Genomic DNA, 16,564 nt, shown 5'->3' with positions numbered 1-16,564 from the left:
ACTATAAATAATTCATTATGCGCTACGGGAATAAGCTAAGCAGAATTAAGACTTTCCTAATTTCTGTCCGCCCCCCTAACGTAACGGTCTATAAAACAATCAAAAACAAGACGTTCAGGGATCGTTATGACCAAAAAACTACTGCCGTTACTGGTGCTGGCTTCGCTGACAGCAACCGCCCATGCCGCTACGCCACCTGATACGCTGGTTGTCGCTCAGGGTCTGGATGACATTGTGAGCCTCGATCCGGCCGAAGCCAACGAGCTCTCCAGTATCCAGACCGTGCCCAGCCTATATCAGCGCCTGGTGCAGCCTGACCGCGATAACCCGGAAAAAATCACCCCGATCCTGGCCGAAAGCTGGGAGGCGGATGCGGCAGCAAAAACCCTGACCATCAAGCTGAAGCCGGACGCGAAATTTGCCTCCGGCAACCCGCTGCGTGCGGAAGATGTCATCTTCTCGTATACCCGCGCCATCACCCTGAACAAGTCCCCGGCCTTTATTCTTAACGTGCTGGGCTGGGAGCCGGGCAATATCGCCAGCCAGCTGAAAAAGGTGGATGATCACACGCTGCAGCTGCACTGGACGGCAGACGTGAGTCCGGCCGTTGCGCTGAATATTCTCTCCACGCCGATTGCCTCCATCGTGGATGAAAAGCTGGTCACCGCCAATGTCAAAGGCGATGACTTTGGCAACGCCTGGCTGAAGATGCACTCTGCAGGCAGCGGCGCGTATAAAATGCGCGTCTACCAGCCGCATCAGGCCATCGTGCTGGAAGCCAACGCCAGCGCGCCGGGCGGCGCGCTGAAGCTGAAAAATATTATTATCAAAAACGTGCCGGATCCGGCCTCCCGTCGCCTGCTGATCGAGCAGGGTGACGCCGATGTCGCCCGCGATCTCGGTGCTGACCAGGTGGGTGCCCTCACCGGCAAACCGGGCGTCACCGTGCTGAGCATCCCCTCTGCGGAGCAGAACTACCTGGTGTTTAACGCCGGCAACAGCGCCAACCCGCTGCTGAATAACCCGGCCTTCTGGGAAGCGTCACGCTGGCTGGTGGATTATGAAGGCATCACCAAAGATCTGCTGAAAGGCCAGTACTTTGTCCACCAGAGCTTCCTGCCGGTAGGCCTGCCAGGCGCTCTGGAGAATAACCCGTTCAAATTTGATCCGGCCAAAGCGAAAGAGATTCTGGCGAAAGCGGGTATCAAAGACGCGCACTTCACCCTCGATGTGGAGAACAAACCGCCGTTTATTACCATTGCCCAGTCGATGCAGGCGAGCTTTGCCCAGGGTGGCGTGAAGATCGAACTCCTGCCAGCAGCCGGTAGCCAGGTGTATGCCCGCGTGCGGGCCAAACAGCACCAGGCCGCTATCCGTCTGTGGATCCCGGATTACTTCGACGCCCACTCCAACGCCAGCGCCTTCGCGTGGAATGACGGCAAATCCAGCACCGTGGCCGGGCTTAACGGCTGGCAGATCCCGGAACTCAACAAAGCCACGCTGTCGGCAGTGGCCGAGCCGGATCCGGCCAAACGCCTCGACCTGTATAAGCAGATGCAGGAGCAGCTGCAGCAGACCTCGCCGTACGTGTTTGTCGATCAGGGCAAAACCCAGATTGTGGTGCGTGATAACGTGAAGGGTTATCAGCAGGGGCTGAATGCGGATATGGTCTGGTACGATAAAGTCACGAAATAGCCCAGTTTGTCGGCCACGTACATGCGCTCATCGCCCGGCGGCGCTGCGCTTGCACGGGCCTACAAAACCTCTCCACGCACGATGATATTTTGTTGGCCGGGTAAGGCGAAGCCGCCACCCGGCATGAAGAGATCTCCCATGCCACATCTTTCCACCCGCGTGCTCCAGGGCCTGCTGACCCTGTTCCTCACGCTGCTCGGGCTTTTGCTCGTGACCTTTGCGCTCTCTGCGCTCTCGCCGGTCGATCGCGTTTTGCAGATCGTCGGGGACCATGCCAGCCAGTCCACCTACGATCAGGTTCGCCACCAGCTCGGGCTGGATCGGCCACTGCCGGTGCAGTTCTGGCACTATCTGGTTAATCTGGTGCAGGGCGACCTCGGCACCGCCAGCGCCACCGGGCAGCCGGTGCTGCAGGATCTGCTGCACGCCTTCCCGGCCACCCTGGAGCTGGCCACCCTGGCGCTGATCCTCGGTTCCCTGCTGGGGGTGATGGCCGGGGTGCTGTGCGCCCGTTATGTCGGTTCGCCGCTCGACCTGGTTATCCGCACCCTCACCCTGCTCGGCAACTCGGTGCCCATTTTCTGGCTCGGGCTGCTGATGCTGGCGCTGTTCTACGCGAAGCTGCAGTGGAGCGCCGGGCCCGGCAGGCTGGACGATATCTGGCAATATACCGTCGATCCGCGCAGCGGATTTGCGCTGATCGACACCTGGCTTTCCGGCGACATGGCGGCCTTTAAAAACGCCGTCAGCCATCTGGTTTTGCCGGTGCTGCTGCTGGCCTACTATTCGCTGGCGAGCATCACCCGCCTGACGCGCTCCGCGTGCCTGAGCGAGATGAATAAAGAGTACATCCTGCTGGCGCGAGCCAAAGGGGCGGGTGAGATGACCATTCTGCTGCGCCACGTGCTGCCCAATATTCGCAGCACCCTGCTCACCGTGATTGCGCTGGCCTACACCAGCATGCTGGAGGGCGCGGTGTTAACCGAGACCGTCTTCTCGTGGCCGGGAATTGGTCGCTACCTCACCACCGCCCTGTTCGCCGGGGATACCACCGCCATCATGGGCGGAACGCTGCTGATCGGCGTCTGTTTCGTGCTGATCAATAATCTGACCGACCTGCTGGTGCGGTTCACTGACCCAAGGGTGCGCTGATGCCGTTTTATCTGTTTTTACGACGTCTGCGCCGCTCGCCGGCAGCATTCTGCGGGCTGGTCATCATTACCCTGCTGCTGCTGGTGGCGCTGTTCGCCCCGTGGCTGGCCCCGGTCGATCCGAACTGGCAGGACGCCGCTGCACGACTGCAGGCCCCCAATGCCCAGCACTGGCTCGGCACCGACAGCTACGGCCGCGACCTGCTCTCACGCTTAATTTATGGCAGCCGTCCGGCGCTGGGACTGGTGGCGCTGGTCACCGTTATCACCCTGCCCGCCGGGCTGCTGGTAGGAATTTTATCCGGCTACTACGGCGGCTGGCTGGAGCGGGTGTTAATGCGCTTTACCGACGTGGTGATGTCGATGCCGCGTCTGATCCTCGCCTTTGCCTTTGTCGCCATGCTCGGTCCGGGGCTGGTCAACGGCGCGCTGGCGCTGGCGTTGACCACCTGGCCGGCCTACGCCCGGCAGGCGCGCAGCGAGATCCAGCGTCTGCGCCACAGCGACTATCTGGCGGCGGCCGAAATGATGGGCATTCGCGGTTTTCGCCTGCTGCTGGGGCATCTTCTGCCGCTGTGTCTGCCCTCGGCCATCGTGCGTCTGGCGCTCGATCTGGCCGGGATTATCCTGGCGGCGGCCGGGCTGGGCTTCCTCGGCCTCGGCGCACGTCCCCCGATGGCGGAATGGGGGGCGATGATTGCCGACGGGATGCAGGTCATTTTCGATCAGTGGTGGATTGCCGCTATTCCGGGCGGAGCGATCCTGATTGCCAGCCTGGCCTTTAACCTGCTGGGCGACGGCCTGCGCGACGTGCTGGAGCCACAACATGACTGAACCCCGCATTATTGTCGATTCCCTGACGATTGATTATCCCGCCGCGCGGGTGGTTAACAACGTCAGCTTTACCCTGGGCAATGAGCGGCTGGCGCTGGTCGGGGAATCCGGCTCGGGCAAGTCGATGACCGCCCGGGCACTGATGGGGCTGGTGCGCAAGCCAGGCCGGGTCAGCGCACAGCGGCTCAATGTGCTGGGGCACGATCTCACTACCCTGTCGCCGCGCGGCTGGCGACAACTTCGCGGTAACGAGATTGCGATGGTGCTTCAGGATCCGCGCTACGCCCTCAACCCGGTGAAAAACGTGCTGGCGCAGCTGGATGAGGCCTTAACCCTGCACCAGAAACTGTCGCGACGGGAACGGCTGGAGCGCATCCGGGAGATGATCCACGCCGTGGGTCTGACCGACGCGGTGCTCAGCCGCTATCCGGGGGAACTCTCCGGCGGCATGGGCCAGCGGGTGATGATTGCCATTGCGCTGATCAACAACCCGCGGGTGCTGATTGCCGATGAACCCACCTCCGCGCTCGACGCCCGCCTGCGTAACCAGATCCTCGCGCTGCTGGTGGAGCAGTGCGCGCAACGCCAGATGGCGATGCTGCTGATTAGCCACGATTTGCCGCTGGTGGCGGAGCATTGCGATCGCGTGCTGGTGATGTATCAGGGCGAAAAGGTGGATGAGATGGCAGCGAGCCAGCTGCCTCAGGCCACCCATCCTTATACGCAAACGCTGTGGACCTGCCGCCCTGCTGCCAACACGTTCGGGCAGATGCTGCCGACGCTCGACCGCACTCAGCCCTGGAAGGAGGTGACTCATGGCACTCGTTAACGTAGAACAGCTACAGGTGACCTTCGGGGAGAAAACGGCGGTTTCTGCCGCCAGCTTTACGATTGAGCAAGGTGAAACCTTCAGCCTGATCGGTGAATCGGGCTGCGGGAAATCGACCATTCTGCGGGTGCTGGCCGGGCTACAGCGCCAGTGGCACGGCAATATTCAGGTGCTGGGCGACAAACTTCAGCCCGGGGTACGTTTTACCGGCTCGCTGCGCCGCAACGTACAGATGGTGTTTCAGGATCCCTGGGCTTCGCTGCACCCCAATCACACCATCTCGCGCACCCTGGCGGAGCCGTTACGGATCCACGATGCAACGCAGATTGCGGAAAAGGTGGCGGAGGCGCTGCAGCAGGTGGGGCTGGCTGCCGATGCGGGCAAGCGCTATCCCCACCAGCTCTCCGGCGGGCAGCGTCAGCGTGTGGCAATTGCCCGGGCGCTGCTGTTACGCCCGCAGCTTCTGCTGCTGGATGAGCCCACCTCGGCGCTGGATATGTCGGTGCAGGCCGAAATTCTCAACCTGCTGAATCGCCTGAAACAGCAGCACGGGATGACCTACCTGCTGGTGAGCCATGATGCGGATGTGATTGCCCATATGTCGGATCGGGCGGCGTTTATGGCGGGAGGTGTGATCCAGCGTTTCTTTGACCGTGAGGCCTTAAACGCAGGTGAACATCGGATGAACCAGGGGTAGTGCCCGGCGGCGCTGCGCTTGCTCGGGCCTACAATTTCGGCCGGGTAAGGCGTAGCCGCCCCCCGGCAGTGCAGATTACACCAGGTTCTTAAGCTGTTTTACCGTAGCATCAATGTCGATTTCATCTTCGGAGAAAATGAACGTTTTGCCCTGGAAGGTGGTGATCGCCAGTTTTTTCAACGTGCGTATCTCGCCTGTTTTCGCGGCTGATTTTGGGGCGATATTTCCCATCAGGCTCTTCACCGACAGCACCTCTTTATCCAGTTTGGTGTCGGCAGACTCTTCTTCGCTGTACACCAGGTAAGACTTGATGGAGGTGATCTTATGACGCTCGCCATCAATGAAGATGTATTTGCTTTCCGGTATCACTTTAACCGCAAACGCTGACAACCCCTTGTTGTTGGTGGTGGGTTCAAACGTCACCGCGGCATCTTTCTTAATCAGATCAGGGTTGGCGACCTTAATCACATGAAAATAGCGGTTGTCGCCGTTTTCATCTTTGATAAATCCAAAACCCTTATCTTCAAACCAGGTTGTGATTGTTCCGTTCATCGCCATCGCCGTTACCGCCCAATTAATCGTTTATCAACTCAATTTTTGCCGCGCGCAGTGTAAAGCACAACGCCTGCGCAGACTACGTCTTTCACGCAGGAACTACTCATTGCCCCACTGATTGAGGAAATTGGCGATATCATCGATACGCTGCGCGTTGATACCCGCTTCCACCGCCATCTCGGTCTGCGCCTCTTCGCTGATCTCTTCGTTATTCATCAAGCGGGTGATCAGCAGCTGGAAATAGAGCGCCAGCGGATCGCGTTCGGCTTCGCTTACCGGGGTGGCGGCTTCCGTCGTGTACTCATCCACGATGTCATAATATTTAATCGGTACGTCGTTGCTCATAAGTGTTCCTCAGGGTGTCAGATGCTGCCTGATAATAGCATTCTCCCGCGTTTTTTTCTGGCATCCCTGCCGGATAACCTTAGATCCAGACATCGTTTTCAGCGGTGCGCGCTCCGCCTTCGTGTCCGGTATTCAGGACGCCGCAAGGCTCGATCATCATCATTTTCACTGTCTCTTCCGCAGAGGTTTTATGCTCAACGCCTTTGGGAACCACGTACATCTCTCCCGGATGAATGAGGATATGCCCGTCGCGAAAATCGATCCGTAAAACGCCCTCGATAACAATAAAGGCTTCATCGGTCTCCGGGTGGGCGTGCCAGATAAAATCACCGGAAATTTTGACGATTTTAAACTGGTAATCATTCATCTGAGCGATGACTTTCGGCTGCCAGTGTTCGAGAGGATGAAGAAAAAAGCCCGTCCATCAGGCGGTATCACCCGCTGCGTACCCTCTTCTTCACGCCGCGTACGGCCCAGCCCAGCAGAGGAAGATGTTCATAAATCATCTCTCCGGCATCGTAGTAATCGCGCTGGCGAACGATCATATCGTCCTCAATTTCCACGAATGAGCACCCCGGCAAAGAGAGCGTTTCACCTCCGGCCATCCGCGGATGTGACCAGTGCATGGTCCATGTCACGACAAAACGCCGGGCGTCATACAGAGGGGGATCGAGGGTGAAGCGGCATGAGTCGACGTTAGCCAGCAGGTGCATGAAATAGCGCTGGATCGAAAACAGTCCTTTGTGCTCGCCAAAAGGATCGAAAAGTATGGCGTTAGCATCATAGAGCGCGACAAGCGCCGAGGGGGGCTGGTTATCCAGATCGGCGTAGTAATCTACAAATCTGTCGATGACGGATGGCAGTGCGCTCATAAATCCTACCCTGTATTTGAACAACATCGTGGTTGCGGCATAGTTAAAACTTACACAACCAATGTATTTTGTCCAAGTTTAGGCTTTTCTATTTTTTAATGACAGCGCTCACCCGCTGCCAATGCTTTCACCTGCCCGGAGCGAGATCCCCCCGTTGTCTATACTCAACTCATCACAGACAACGGAGTGCGCTATGCCTTTACCCGACTTTCATTCCTCTGAACCCTATACCCTGGGCATCGAACTGGAGCTGCAGGTGGTTAACCCGCCGGGCTACGATCTGAGCCAGGACTCCTCCGCCCTGATCGACGCCGTGAAAAACGACATCAAAGCCGGAGAGGTGAAGCATGACATCACCGAAAGCATGCTCGAGATCGCCACCGGGGTATGCCACAACATCGACCAGGCGGCGGCGCAGTTCTCCGCCATGCAGCAGAGCATCCTGCGCGCCGCGGCGGAGCACCATATCCGGATCTGCGGCGGCGGCACGCATCCGTTTCAGAAATGGCAGCGTCAGGAGGTGTGCGAGGACGAGCGGTATAACGCCACGCTGGAGCGCTTTGGCTATCTGATTTTGCAGGCCACGGTGTTCGGCCAGCACGTCCACGTGGGGTGTCGCACCGGCGATGATGCCATTTACCTGCTGCACGGCCTGTCGCGCTTCGTGCCGCACTTTATCGCCCTGGCGGCAACCTCGCCCTACATGCAGGGCACCGACACGAAGTTTGCTTCATCGCGGCTCAATATCTTCTCGGGGTTCCCGGATAATGGCCTGATGCCGTGGGTTAACAGCTGGCAGGAGTTCGAGGGTCTGTTTCGTCGCCTGAGCCACACCAGCATGATCGACAGCATCAAAGATCTGCACTGGGACATTCGCCCCAGCCCGCATTTTGGCACCGTGGAGGTGCGGGTGATGGATACGCCGCTCACCCTCGCCCATGCCATCAATATCGCCGGGCTGATTCAGGCCACCTCGCACTGGCTGCTGACCACGCGGCCTTATAAGCATCAGGAAGCGGATTTTCTGCTGTACCGCTTTAACCGTTTTCAGGCCTGTCGCTACGGGTTAGCGGGGATCCTGACGGACGTGCATACCGGAGAGCAGAAAACCATTGCTGAGGATCTCGCCTGGCTGCTGGAGCGCGTGGCGCCGTCTGCGGAGAAGCTGGGCGCGACGAGCGCGATTCAGGAGATTGGCCTGATGCTGAAGCAGGGCAAGAGCGAGGCGCAGCGCATGCGGGACTTTATCGCAGACGGTGGCTCGCTCATCTCCTTAGTGCAAAAACATGCCGAGCTGTGGGCGACTAGCCCGTAAGCCGGTGCCCCCACTCGCGCAGGCGCTGGAACAGCACAAACAGCGCCGGGATAAAGACAATCCCCACCACGGTGGCCACCAGCATGCCGCTGAACACCGTGGTGCCGATGATGCGGCGGCTCTGGGCACCGGCTCCGGTCGCCAGCATCATCGGCAGGACCCCGATAATGAACGACACGGCGGTCATCATCACTGCCCGGAAGCGGCGGGACGCCCCCTCGCGGGCAGCATCGACAATGGCCACTCCCTCCATGCGCCGCGCGCGGGCAAACTCGACGATCAGGATGGCGTTTTTGGCGGCAAGGGCGATCAGCAGCACCAGCCCAATCTGCACGTAGACGTCGTTGGCGTACCCCGCTATCCACAGCCACACCAGCGCCCCGCCGAGGGCAAACAGCACCGAGAGCATCACGCTCGCCGGCAGCGTCCAGCTTTCGTACTGGGCGACCAGGAACAGCCACGCCATGACCACCGCCGCCAGCACAATCCAGATCGCCTGGTTGCCGGTCTGCTGCTCCTGATACGACATGCCGCTCCAGGCGTAGTCGTACCCGGCAGGCAGGTTCTCTGTCAGAAGCTGACCCATCACCGCCATCGCCGTGCTGCTGCTCACCCCTTGCGCCGCCGAGCCGCTTACCGACACCGACGGGAACTGGTTGTACTGCTGCAGGAACGGCGCGCCGACGGTCGGGGTGATGGTGACGAGATTGCTCAGGCGTACCCGCTCGCCGTTATTGCTGCGCACGAACAGCTCGCTGATTTGCTCCGCGCGCTCGCGCCACTGCATCTCGTTTTGCATCACCACCTGGTAGACGCGGTTGTTGACGCTAAAATCTCCGGCGCGGGTGCCGCCAAAGGCGGTTTGCAGGCTGCTGAAGATGCGCGACACCGGCACGTCGAGGCGTGCGGCCCGCTCGCGGTCAACGGTGAGGGTCAACTGGGGCACGTTGCTGCTCCAGGTGGTGAACACCCGGCTCAGCTGCGGGTGCTGGTTGGCTTTCGCCAGCACCTCCCGGGTGACGCGCTCCAGCTCCGCCGGGCTCTGCCCCGCCTGGGCCTGAATGCGCAGGTCAAAGCCGGAGGCGTTGCCCAGCCCCGGCAACGTCGGCGGCGCGAAGGTCATGATGGTCGCTTCCGGCAGGGCCAGCAATTGGCGCTGCAATGTGCCCATCACCGCATCCAGCGGTGGACGCTCGCTCCAGTCCTTCAGCATCACGGAGATAAAGCCGCCGTTGGAGGCGCTGGTGCCGTTGAGAATGTTGAACCCGGAGACCTGAATCACGTCCTCCACTGCCGGATTTTTGGCGATTAGCGCCCGCGCCGTCGCCATCACTGCTTCGGTCCGCTCCAGCGAGGCCGACTCCGGCAGCTGGACGCTGGCGAAGAAGTAGCCCTGGTCTTCCTGGGGCAGGAAGCCTTTTGGCATCGACATAAAGCTGAACGCGACGACAGCCGCCGCGCCTGCGGTGGCCAGCAGCGCCAGCCACGGGCGCAGGTTTAAAACGTTCACGATGCGGGTGTAGAAACCGCGCGTGGCGTCCAGCCCGCGGTTAAAGGTGCGATAGAGTGCCGCAGGTTTCTCCGGGCGCGGACGCAGCAGCATCGCGCACAGCGCGGGCGTCAGGGTGAGCGCCACCAGGCTTGAAAGCGTCACGGCGGTGGAGAGCGTCACCGCGAACTGGCGATAAAGCTCGCCGACAATCCCAGGCAACAGCGCTACCGGCACAAACACCGCCAGCAGCACCAGGGTGGTGGCAATCACCGGCCCGGCAATCTGCCGCAGCGCCTGGGCGGTTGCCTCCGTGCGGCTCTGCCCTTCCGCCATCAGGGTTTCCACGTTCTCCACCACTACGATGGCATCATCCACCACCATGGTCAGCGCCAGAATAATGGCGAACAGGCTGAGGGTGTTGGCGGAATAACCCAGCGTATAGAGCACCGCAAAGGTGCCCACCAGCGACACCGGAATGGCGAGCGCGACAATCAGCGTCGCGCGCCAGCTTTGCAGAAACAGGGAAACCACGACCACCACCGCCAGCAGGGTCAGCGCCAGCGAAACGCCAATCTCCTTGATGGTGGCCGCAACAAAGGAGGTAGTGTCGAATTTCACTTCGTACGTCAGATCGCCCGGGAAGCGTGCGGACAAACGTTCCAGCTCGGCGCGCACCGCGTCAGCCACGCGCAGGGCGTTGGCGGACGGCGTGGGGTAGATGCCGAGGTAGGCGGAGTCATGCCCGTTCAGCTGTGCGCCGGAGCTGTAGCTGCGGGAGCCGAGTTCAATGGTGGCGACATCCTTCAGGCGCACCAGTTGGCCCATCTCCCCCGCGCGGATAATGATCCCGGCGAAATCTTCAGCCTGATTTAAGCGCCCCAGCCCGTTAATGGTCAGGGTCTGCTGCTGGCCGTTAAACACCGGTGGCGTGCCGACCTGGCCTGCCGCCCCCGGCACGTTCTGCTCCCGCAGTGCCTGGGCCACGTCGTCGGTGGTGACGTTCAGGGCGTTCATGCGGTCCGGACGCAGCCAGATGCGCATGCTGTAGTCCCGCGCGCCAAACATCTGCACCTGCCCAACGCCCGGCAGGCGGGACAGCGCCTCACGCAGCTGGGTGCTGGCGTAGTTGCTGACGAACAGCGGTGAGTGGGAATTATTCGGTGAGTAAAGGCTTACCCCCATCATCAGGTTGGTGGCGCGCTTGCGCACCTGCACGCCGTTTTGCTGCGCCTCGGCGGGAAGCTGCGCCACGGCCTGCGCGACGCGGTTTTGCACGTCGATGGCGGCTAAATCGGGGTCCGTTCCTGCGGCAAAGGTGATGTTCAGGCTGTAGCTGCCTTCGTCCGAGCTGGTGGATTCCATATAGAGCATATGATCCACGCCGTTCAGCTGGGTCTCCAGCGGCGTGGCGATGGCTTCCGCCACGTCAGCCGCGCTGGCACCGGGCCATGACGCTGACACATTCACAACCGGGGGCGTGATCTGCGGATACTGCTCCACCGGAATCATCCTCAGCGCGATAGCCCCCAGCAGGGTGATGACCAGCGCGATCACCATTGCGAAGCGCGGGCGTTTGATGAAAAACGTCAGCATGGTGGCTCCTTAATTGAGTATCTGAACGGCAGCGCCTGGCTGCACGCGCTGCGCGCCGTCAGTAATCGCTCGCTCACCGGACGCGATGCCGGAGGCAATCTGAAACTGCTGGCCGATCTGCCCGGCAAGGGTCAGCGGGCGTTGTTCGGCTTTGCCGTCGGCGTTAACTACCCAGGCGAAGTATCCGTTACCGTTTTGCTGCACCGCCGCGGCGGGCAGGGTCAGCACCGGCTGAACGCTTGCCGGGCGCAGATACAGGTTTACGTTGCCGCCGGGCAATAGCTGATGGCGCGGGTTGGCAAACTCGGCGCGCAGCATCACGCTGGCGGTGCGCGGGTCGATGCGGTTATCCACGGACGTCAGTTCCCCGCTGATGCGCTGACCGTTGCTGTCTATCAGCACCTGCCAGGCCTGCTTCATGGCGCGAATGTCCGAATGCTGCCCGGCTTTAGTGGCGAAGGCTCCCTCCTCCAGCGCAAAGGCAATGCGGATCGGGTCAAGCTGCACCACCTCCACCAGCACGCCGCTGGCCGGGTTCACGAGGCTGCCCACGTGAAAACGGCTGTGTCCCACGCGGCCATCAATGGGCGCGGTAATGCGGGTGTACGCCAGGGTGACGTTACGGGTTTCGAGCCGGGCTTTCGCCTGCTCAAGCGCGGCGCGGGCGACGTCGCGCTGCATGCGGGCGTTATCCACGTCGTGACGACTGATGGCGTTGTTACTGCCCAGGCTCTCAAAGCGGGAGAGCTGCTGCTGCGCCTGACGCAGGGTGGCTTCTGCGCTCCTGACCTCGGCCTGCGCCAGGCGCAGGGCGGCCCGCGGCTCGGCGTTGTCCAGCTCAAACAGCAGGTCGCCCTTTTTCACATACTGCCCGTCGCGGAAGTGCACCCGGGCGATCACGCCCTCCGTGCGGGCCCGCAGTTCAACGGTGTGTATGGCTTCGACGCGGCCCGGGATCTGGCGCTCGGCGGCGTGGGCGGTCTGCTCCACGGTGGCGACGCGCACGGGGATGGCGGCGGCAAAGGCGGTTTGCAGGGCGCAGGCGAGGAGTACGCACAGGAAGGTCAGTTTCATGGGGATTATCTCTGAATATGACCCTCTCCCCTGCAGGGAGAGGGTAAGGGGTAAGGTTTTAGGTTATGCAGCCTTACGGAACCTGCGGGTCAGGCGCTTCTCGATTTCGACGATGAAGAACATCACGCTCGCCATCCCCAGGGTGACGCCCCAGTAGCGCAGCGGCAGAGCTTCGGTGCCGAACAGCATCTGCATAAACGGCAGGTAGATAATCGCCAACTGCAGCAGAAGCAGCACGCCCGTCACCAGCCAGATCCCTTTGTTTGCCAACAGGCCGCGGTTCAGGGAGAAGCCCCCGGTGTTGCGGCAGTTAATCATGTAGACCCACTGGGCGCAGACCAGCATCTGCAGCAGCACGGTGCGGATGAATTCCGCGCTGTGGCCGCGCGGGGCCAGCCAGGCTTCCAGCGCAAAGGCGGCAATTGCAATCATGGTGCCGACGAAGGCCACGCGCCAGACGGCGTAGGCATCCATCACGTGCTGCCCGGTCTGACGCGGTGGACGACGCATGATGTTGCGCTCGGCGGCTTCAAAGGCCAGTCCGAAAGAGAGCGTGGCGGAGGTCGCCATGTTCATCCACAGGATCAGCACCGGCGTCAGCGGAATGATGTTCCCCGCCAGCAGGGCAATCACAATCAGCAGCCCCTGCGCGAGGTTGGTCGGCATGATGAACAGAATGGTCTTCTTCAGGTTGTCGTAGACGCGACGGCCCTCTTTTACCGCACTGGCAATGGTGGCGAAGTTGTCGTCGGTCAGCACCATGTCGGCGGCTTCTTTGGTCACTTCGGTGCCCTTGATGCCCATGGCAATGCCCACGTCCGCCTGGCGCAGGGCCGGGGCGTCGTTCACGCCGTCGCCGGTCATGCCGACGATCTCGCCCTGCTCCTGCAAGGCCTTCACCAGACGCAGCTTATGCTCCGGGCTGGTACGGGCGAAGATGTCGTACTCCCCCGCCGCTTTTGCGAGCCCGGCATCATCCATATGCTCCAGCTGATAGCCGGTTACCGCCTGGGCGCTGTTGGCGATCCCCAGCATCTGCCCGATGCTCATCGCCGTCTGCGGGTGATCCCCGGTGATCATCTTCACGCGGATCCCCGCCTGCTGGCAGGCGTGAATGGCGTCGATCGCCTCCGGGCGCGGTGGATCCATCATCCCGGCGATGCCGAGGAAGATCAGGCCGTGGCTGAGGTCGTCGTGGGTCAGCTCCTGTTCACCGTTCGCCGGTTTGAACGCCGCGGCCACCATGCGCAGCCCCTGGCGGGCATAGCGCTCCATCTCGGTTTCCCAGTACGCACGGTTAAAGGCTTCTGCGCCGTTACGGGTCTGCTGCTCTGCGCACAGGGCGAAAATGACGTCCGGCGCGCCGGTGATCAGGATCTGCTCCTCGCTGCCAATCTGGTAGTGGGTGCCCATGTACTTGTACTGCGAGTCGAACGGGATCTTGTTGAGCAGCGTGGTCATCACCGGCATGAGGTGGGCTTTCGCTGCCAGTACCTTCAGCGCGCCTTCGGTCGGCCCACCGGTAATGCTCCACAGGCCGCGCTCGTCCTGAATCATCTGGCTGTCGTTACACAGGTCAATGGTGCGCAGATACTGTTCCAGCACGGTGCCCGGCTGGATCTGTACCGGCTCGTCGCTGCCCTCAAGGCAGATATTGCCTTCCGGGGAGTAGCTGTCACCCTCGACGCGGTAGCAGCTGTCAGCGGTGATGATCGCTTTGACGGTCATCTCGTTCATGGTCAGGGTGCCGGTCTTATCCGAGCAGACCACGGTCATCGCCCCTAACGTCTCTACGGTAGGCAGCTTGCGGATGATGGCCCGCTTACGCGCCATCGCCTGCACGCCCAGCGACAGGATAATCGAGATGATGGCTGGCAGACCTTCCGGCACCGCGGCCACCGCCAGGCTGATTAACGACAGCAGCAGTTCGCCGAGCGGCATATCACGCAGCAGCAGGCTGAAGACAAAGAGCGCGGCCATCATCGCCATAATCAGGCCGAAGATAGCTTTGCCGAGCTTGTCCATCTGCACCAGCAGCGGGGTGCGGTGTTTTTCAATTCCGGCCATCATCTGGTTGATGTGGCCCAGCTCGGTCTGCTGGCCAGTGGCAATCACCACGCCCAGGCCGCCGCCCGCGCTGACGGTGGTGCCGGAAAACAGCAGATTGGTGCGGTCGCCCAGAGTTAATTCCCCGGTCAGAGGCAGAATATGTTTATCGACCACCGTAGATTCGCCGGTGAGGATCGCCTCTTCCACGCGTAAATTATGCGCCTCGATCACCCGCATATCTGCCGGAATACGATCTCCGGCGCGCAGGACAATAATATCCCCGGGAACTATTTCAGTTGTCGGTATTGTTTCATGAGCCCCTTCGCGAATAACGCGCGCATCGCTGGCAAGCATATTTCGGATACTGCTCAGGGATTTTTCGGCGTTACTCTCCTGAATATGACCAATTAAGGCATTAATCACCGCCACACCCAGAATCACCAGAGTATCGACCCAGTGGCCCATTATTGCGGTTAACACCGCGGCGGCCAGCAGGACGTAAATTAAGACGTCGTTAAAGTGGGCCAGAAAACGCAGCCACGCCGGTCTGGCTTTTTTTTCCGGCAGGGCATTGGGGCCATGCTGCTGCAGGCGCGCCTGAGCTTCGGCACGGCTCAGGCCAGACGTGTTGCTATGCTGCGCCGCGAGGGTCTGCTCGACGGTCTGCTGATAAGCCTGCGTCGGTGCGTGGCCCGCCGTGGACGGTGGCGTGTGAGAGTGATGTATTTTGGTCATATTTCAGCTCCTTTAGTTCGCAGTGAGCAAAAGCCTGAATTCCATTTCTGCTTTTATAAATCGTCAGGCGTTAATTTAATGGGTTGTCACGGCAATTAATTTAACGCACTATTATTTCTGTCGATGGCATTAAACAGAAAACGTTTCATTTCAATGCGGTGATTTTTACAAATTATTTCTAAACCTAAACTAAACGAGGGGTCAGCATGTTTGGAATTTATCGCGGGCGTCGCCTGGCGTTATATATTATCGCAGCCATTGTTATTGCGACGTTAATTGGATATAGCACTTATACCTTTGTAAAACTATTTTCCGGCGGGTGACAATAATTTACATTAACGCAGGTTAATTGAATTAGCGGGTATCTGGCAAGGGAATATCAGCAAATTAGCGGGCGATTATTTATCGCCCGCGCACCTGATAGATGATATTGCTTTACGAAGCCCTATCCGGGAGAATGTTATTTTTAACTGACGATTAACATAATCATGAGACACCCGTTAGAAACACTGTTAACGGCAGGCGGCATCTTGCTGATGGCCTTTCTCTCCGTTCTGCTGCTGCCTGCACCTTCGCTGGGGCTGGTGGTGGCACAGAAGCTGATGAGCACCTTCCATCTGATGGATCTTAACCAGCTTTACACCATTATCTTCTGCCTGTGGTTTTTACTGCTCGGCACCGTTGAGTTCTTTGTCCTGCGCTTCATCTGGCGCCGCTGGTTTTCGCAGGCCGATTAATCTCAGCGATCCGCCGTTTCTCCCCTGGCGGATCGCATATGGATGATTACGACTGGATGGATCCTAACCAGGAGAGCCCGACAGACTGGTCAACCCATCCGGCAAGCCGCCTCAATCATGCCAACGAATTTGACCTGAGTGCCAAGGGCTGGTTGCTGAAGCAGGAAAATGACCGGCGAGTACCCGGATAACGATCGCGGTATCTCGTACAAACAGCGTTTTGGTGTCGCCTATGCTGGCCTTGTGGGAATGTATCGCTATCAGAATATTGAGATCAATGGTCAGGTCAGATATAGCCCGTGGGTACGCGCCAGAGATAATGACGAGCATTACGATCGCCAGTTCACCTACCGCGATGAAGCCAATAATGCCGATTATTATGCCGCAATGGTGGATGTGGGCTACTACGTGACGCCGAATGCCAAAGTGTTCGCGGAATTTAGCTGGACGCGCTATGACGAGGGAAAAGGCAGTACCGAAATCAGGGATAACCTGCTCGGGGGACCTTCCTTATATGTGCATGGCGATGCGGCGGGGATCGAAAACGAAAACTATGTTGTCGCCGTCGGCCTGCAGTATCGTTTTTAAATA

At 59.9% G+C, this 16,564-nt stretch carries 13 protein-coding genes and 2 pseudogenes; 8 read left to right on the top strand and 7 right to left on the bottom strand.

Translation table 11 applies throughout. The features are described 5' to 3' along the window. The first annotated feature begins 126 nt into the window (after positions 1–126). From ACP4QI_RS05385 to ACP4QI_RS05365, 5 genes are all read left to right on the top strand, one after another. On the top strand, positions 127–1,695 hold the full coding sequence (locus ACP4QI_RS05385) for an ABC transporter substrate-binding protein (protein ID WP_426495102.1): 1,569 nt from the start codon (positions 127–129) through the stop codon (positions 1,693–1,695). Positions 1,696–1,833: 138 nt separating this feature from the next. Next, positions 1,834–2,847 (top strand): ABC transporter permease, encoded by a 1,014-nt coding sequence (locus tag ACP4QI_RS05380; RefSeq protein WP_426495103.1) that lies wholly within the window; start codon positions 1,834–1,836, stop codon positions 2,845–2,847. Continuing rightward, a complete protein-coding gene (locus ACP4QI_RS05375) occupies positions 2,847–3,680 on the top strand; it encodes an ABC transporter permease (RefSeq protein ID WP_142488549.1) in 834 nt (277 codons plus the stop codon). The genes ACP4QI_RS05380 and ACP4QI_RS05375 overlap by 1 nt, the downstream gene beginning before the upstream one ends. After that, on the top strand, positions 3,673–4,509 hold the full coding sequence (locus ACP4QI_RS05370; protein ID WP_156263153.1) for an ABC transporter ATP-binding protein: 837 nt from the start codon (positions 3,673–3,675) through the stop codon (positions 4,507–4,509). Before ACP4QI_RS05375 ends, ACP4QI_RS05370 begins: the two co-directional genes overlap by 8 nt. Then, positions 4,496–5,206 (top strand): ABC transporter ATP-binding protein, encoded by a 711-nt coding sequence (locus ACP4QI_RS05365; protein ID WP_426495104.1) that lies wholly within the window; start codon positions 4,496–4,498, stop codon positions 5,204–5,206. Before ACP4QI_RS05370 ends, ACP4QI_RS05365 begins: the two co-directional genes overlap by 14 nt. Before the next feature lie 75 nt (positions 5,207–5,281). Here the strand turns inward: ACP4QI_RS05365 and ACP4QI_RS05360 are convergent, their stop codons facing one another. The 4 genes and pseudogenes from ACP4QI_RS05360 to ACP4QI_RS05345 all read right to left on the bottom strand — a co-directional run bounded on the left by ACP4QI_RS05360 (position 5,282) and on the right by ACP4QI_RS05345 (position 6,978). Then, positions 5,282–5,764, bottom strand: a complete 483-nt coding sequence (locus tag ACP4QI_RS05360) for a cold-shock protein (RefSeq protein WP_156263151.1) — start codon at positions 5,762–5,764, stop codon at positions 5,282–5,284. A 96-nt stretch (positions 5,765–5,860) separates the two neighbouring features. Next, positions 5,861–6,106 carry a YmjA family protein gene (locus ACP4QI_RS05355; protein WP_142488543.1) on the bottom strand — a complete coding sequence of 82 codons (246 nt, stop codon included), beginning with the start codon at positions 6,104–6,106 and terminating at the stop codon, positions 5,861–5,863. Between the two features lie 79 nt (positions 6,107–6,185). Then, positions 6,186–6,500: pseudogene (locus ACP4QI_RS05350) on the bottom strand (cupin domain-containing protein); the annotation flags it as partial. A gap of 40 nt (positions 6,501–6,540) precedes the next feature. Continuing rightward, positions 6,541–6,978, bottom strand: coding sequence for a nuclear transport factor 2 family protein (locus ACP4QI_RS05345; RefSeq protein WP_156263148.1), 438 nt, complete (start codon positions 6,976–6,978; stop codon positions 6,541–6,543). A gap of 193 nt (positions 6,979–7,171) precedes the next feature. Between ACP4QI_RS05345 and ACP4QI_RS05340 the strand changes: the two genes are divergently transcribed. Further along, the gene (locus ACP4QI_RS05340; RefSeq protein ID WP_285128661.1) at positions 7,172–8,293 is read left to right on the top strand and encodes a YbdK family carboxylate-amine ligase; all 1,122 of its coding nucleotides are present in this window, start codon (positions 7,172–7,174) and stop codon (positions 8,291–8,293) included. Here the strand turns inward: ACP4QI_RS05340 and ACP4QI_RS05335 are convergent. The 3 genes from ACP4QI_RS05335 to ACP4QI_RS05325 all read right to left on the bottom strand — a co-directional run bounded on the left by ACP4QI_RS05335 (position 8,283) and on the right by ACP4QI_RS05325 (position 15,236). Further along, on the bottom strand, positions 8,283–11,378 hold the full coding sequence (locus ACP4QI_RS05335; RefSeq protein ID WP_426495105.1) for an efflux RND transporter permease subunit: 3,096 nt from the start codon (positions 11,376–11,378) through the stop codon (positions 8,283–8,285). The genes ACP4QI_RS05340 and ACP4QI_RS05335 overlap by 11 nt on opposite strands. Positions 11,379–11,387: 9 nt before the next feature. Further along, positions 11,388–12,452, bottom strand: coding sequence for an efflux RND transporter periplasmic adaptor subunit (locus ACP4QI_RS05330; protein ID WP_426495106.1), 1,065 nt, complete (start codon positions 12,450–12,452; stop codon positions 11,388–11,390). A 63-nt stretch (positions 12,453–12,515) separates the two neighbouring features. Beyond that, positions 12,516–15,236, bottom strand: a complete 2,721-nt coding sequence (locus ACP4QI_RS05325; protein WP_426495107.1) for a cation-transporting P-type ATPase — start codon at positions 15,234–15,236, stop codon at positions 12,516–12,518. A gap of 488 nt (positions 15,237–15,724) precedes the next feature. On the opposite strand from ACP4QI_RS05325, the gene ACP4QI_RS05320 reads away from it, so the two are divergent. Continuing rightward, a complete protein-coding gene (locus ACP4QI_RS05320) occupies positions 15,725–15,973 on the top strand; it encodes a DUF1158 domain-containing protein (protein ID WP_142488536.1) in 249 nt (82 codons plus the stop codon). A 38-nt stretch (positions 15,974–16,011) separates the two neighbouring features. Continuing rightward, a pseudogene (locus tag ACP4QI_RS05315) lies at positions 16,012–16,561 on the top strand (omptin family outer membrane protease). Positions 16,562–16,564: the final 3 nt, after the last annotated feature.

The organism is Leclercia sp. TB492 (genome assembly GCF_049974505.2).
Classification (GTDB): Bacteria; Pseudomonadota; Gammaproteobacteria; order Enterobacterales; family Enterobacteriaceae; genus Enterobacter; species Enterobacter adecarboxylatus_C.
This window is presented reverse-complemented; position numbering and strand designations above follow the sequence as displayed.

Bases quoted from the DNA above. Each gene is read 5' to 3' on its own strand.
- ACP4QI_RS05330 (WP_426495106.1), bottom strand. From the start codon at position 12,452: ATGAAACTGACCTTCCTGTGCGTACTCCTCGCCTGCGCCCTGCAAACC.
- ACP4QI_RS05340 (WP_285128661.1), top strand. From the start codon at position 7,172: ATGCCTTTACCCGACTTTCATTCCTCTGAACCCTATACCCTGGGCATC.
- ACP4QI_RS05360 (WP_156263151.1), bottom strand. From the start codon at position 5,764: ATGGCGATGAACGGAACAATCACAACCTGGTTTGAAGATAAGGGTTTT.
- ACP4QI_RS05365 (WP_426495104.1), top strand. From the start codon at position 4,496: ATGGCACTCGTTAACGTAGAACAGCTACAGGTGACCTTCGGGGAGAAA.
- ACP4QI_RS05385 (WP_426495102.1), top strand. From the start codon at position 127: ATGACCAAAAAACTACTGCCGTTACTGGTGCTGGCTTCGCTGACAGCA.
- ACP4QI_RS05375 (WP_142488549.1), top strand. From the start codon at position 2,847: ATGCCGTTTTATCTGTTTTTACGACGTCTGCGCCGCTCGCCGGCAGCA.
- ACP4QI_RS05370 (WP_156263153.1), top strand. From the start codon at position 3,673: ATGACTGAACCCCGCATTATTGTCGATTCCCTGACGATTGATTATCCC.
- ACP4QI_RS05345 (WP_156263148.1), bottom strand. From the start codon at position 6,978: ATGAGCGCACTGCCATCCGTCATCGACAGATTTGTAGATTACTACGCC.
- ACP4QI_RS05325 (WP_426495107.1), bottom strand. From the start codon at position 15,236: ATGACCAAAATACATCACTCTCACACGCCACCGTCCACGGCGGGCCAC.
- ACP4QI_RS05355 (WP_142488543.1), bottom strand. From the start codon at position 6,106: ATGAGCAACGACGTACCGATTAAATATTATGACATCGTGGATGAGTAC.
- ACP4QI_RS05335 (WP_426495105.1), bottom strand. From the start codon at position 11,378: ATGCTGACGTTTTTCATCAAACGCCCGCGCTTCGCAATGGTGATCGCG.
- ACP4QI_RS05380 (WP_426495103.1), top strand. From the start codon at position 1,834: ATGCCACATCTTTCCACCCGCGTGCTCCAGGGCCTGCTGACCCTGTTC.
- ACP4QI_RS05320 (WP_142488536.1), top strand. From the start codon at position 15,725: ATGAGACACCCGTTAGAAACACTGTTAACGGCAGGCGGCATCTTGCTG.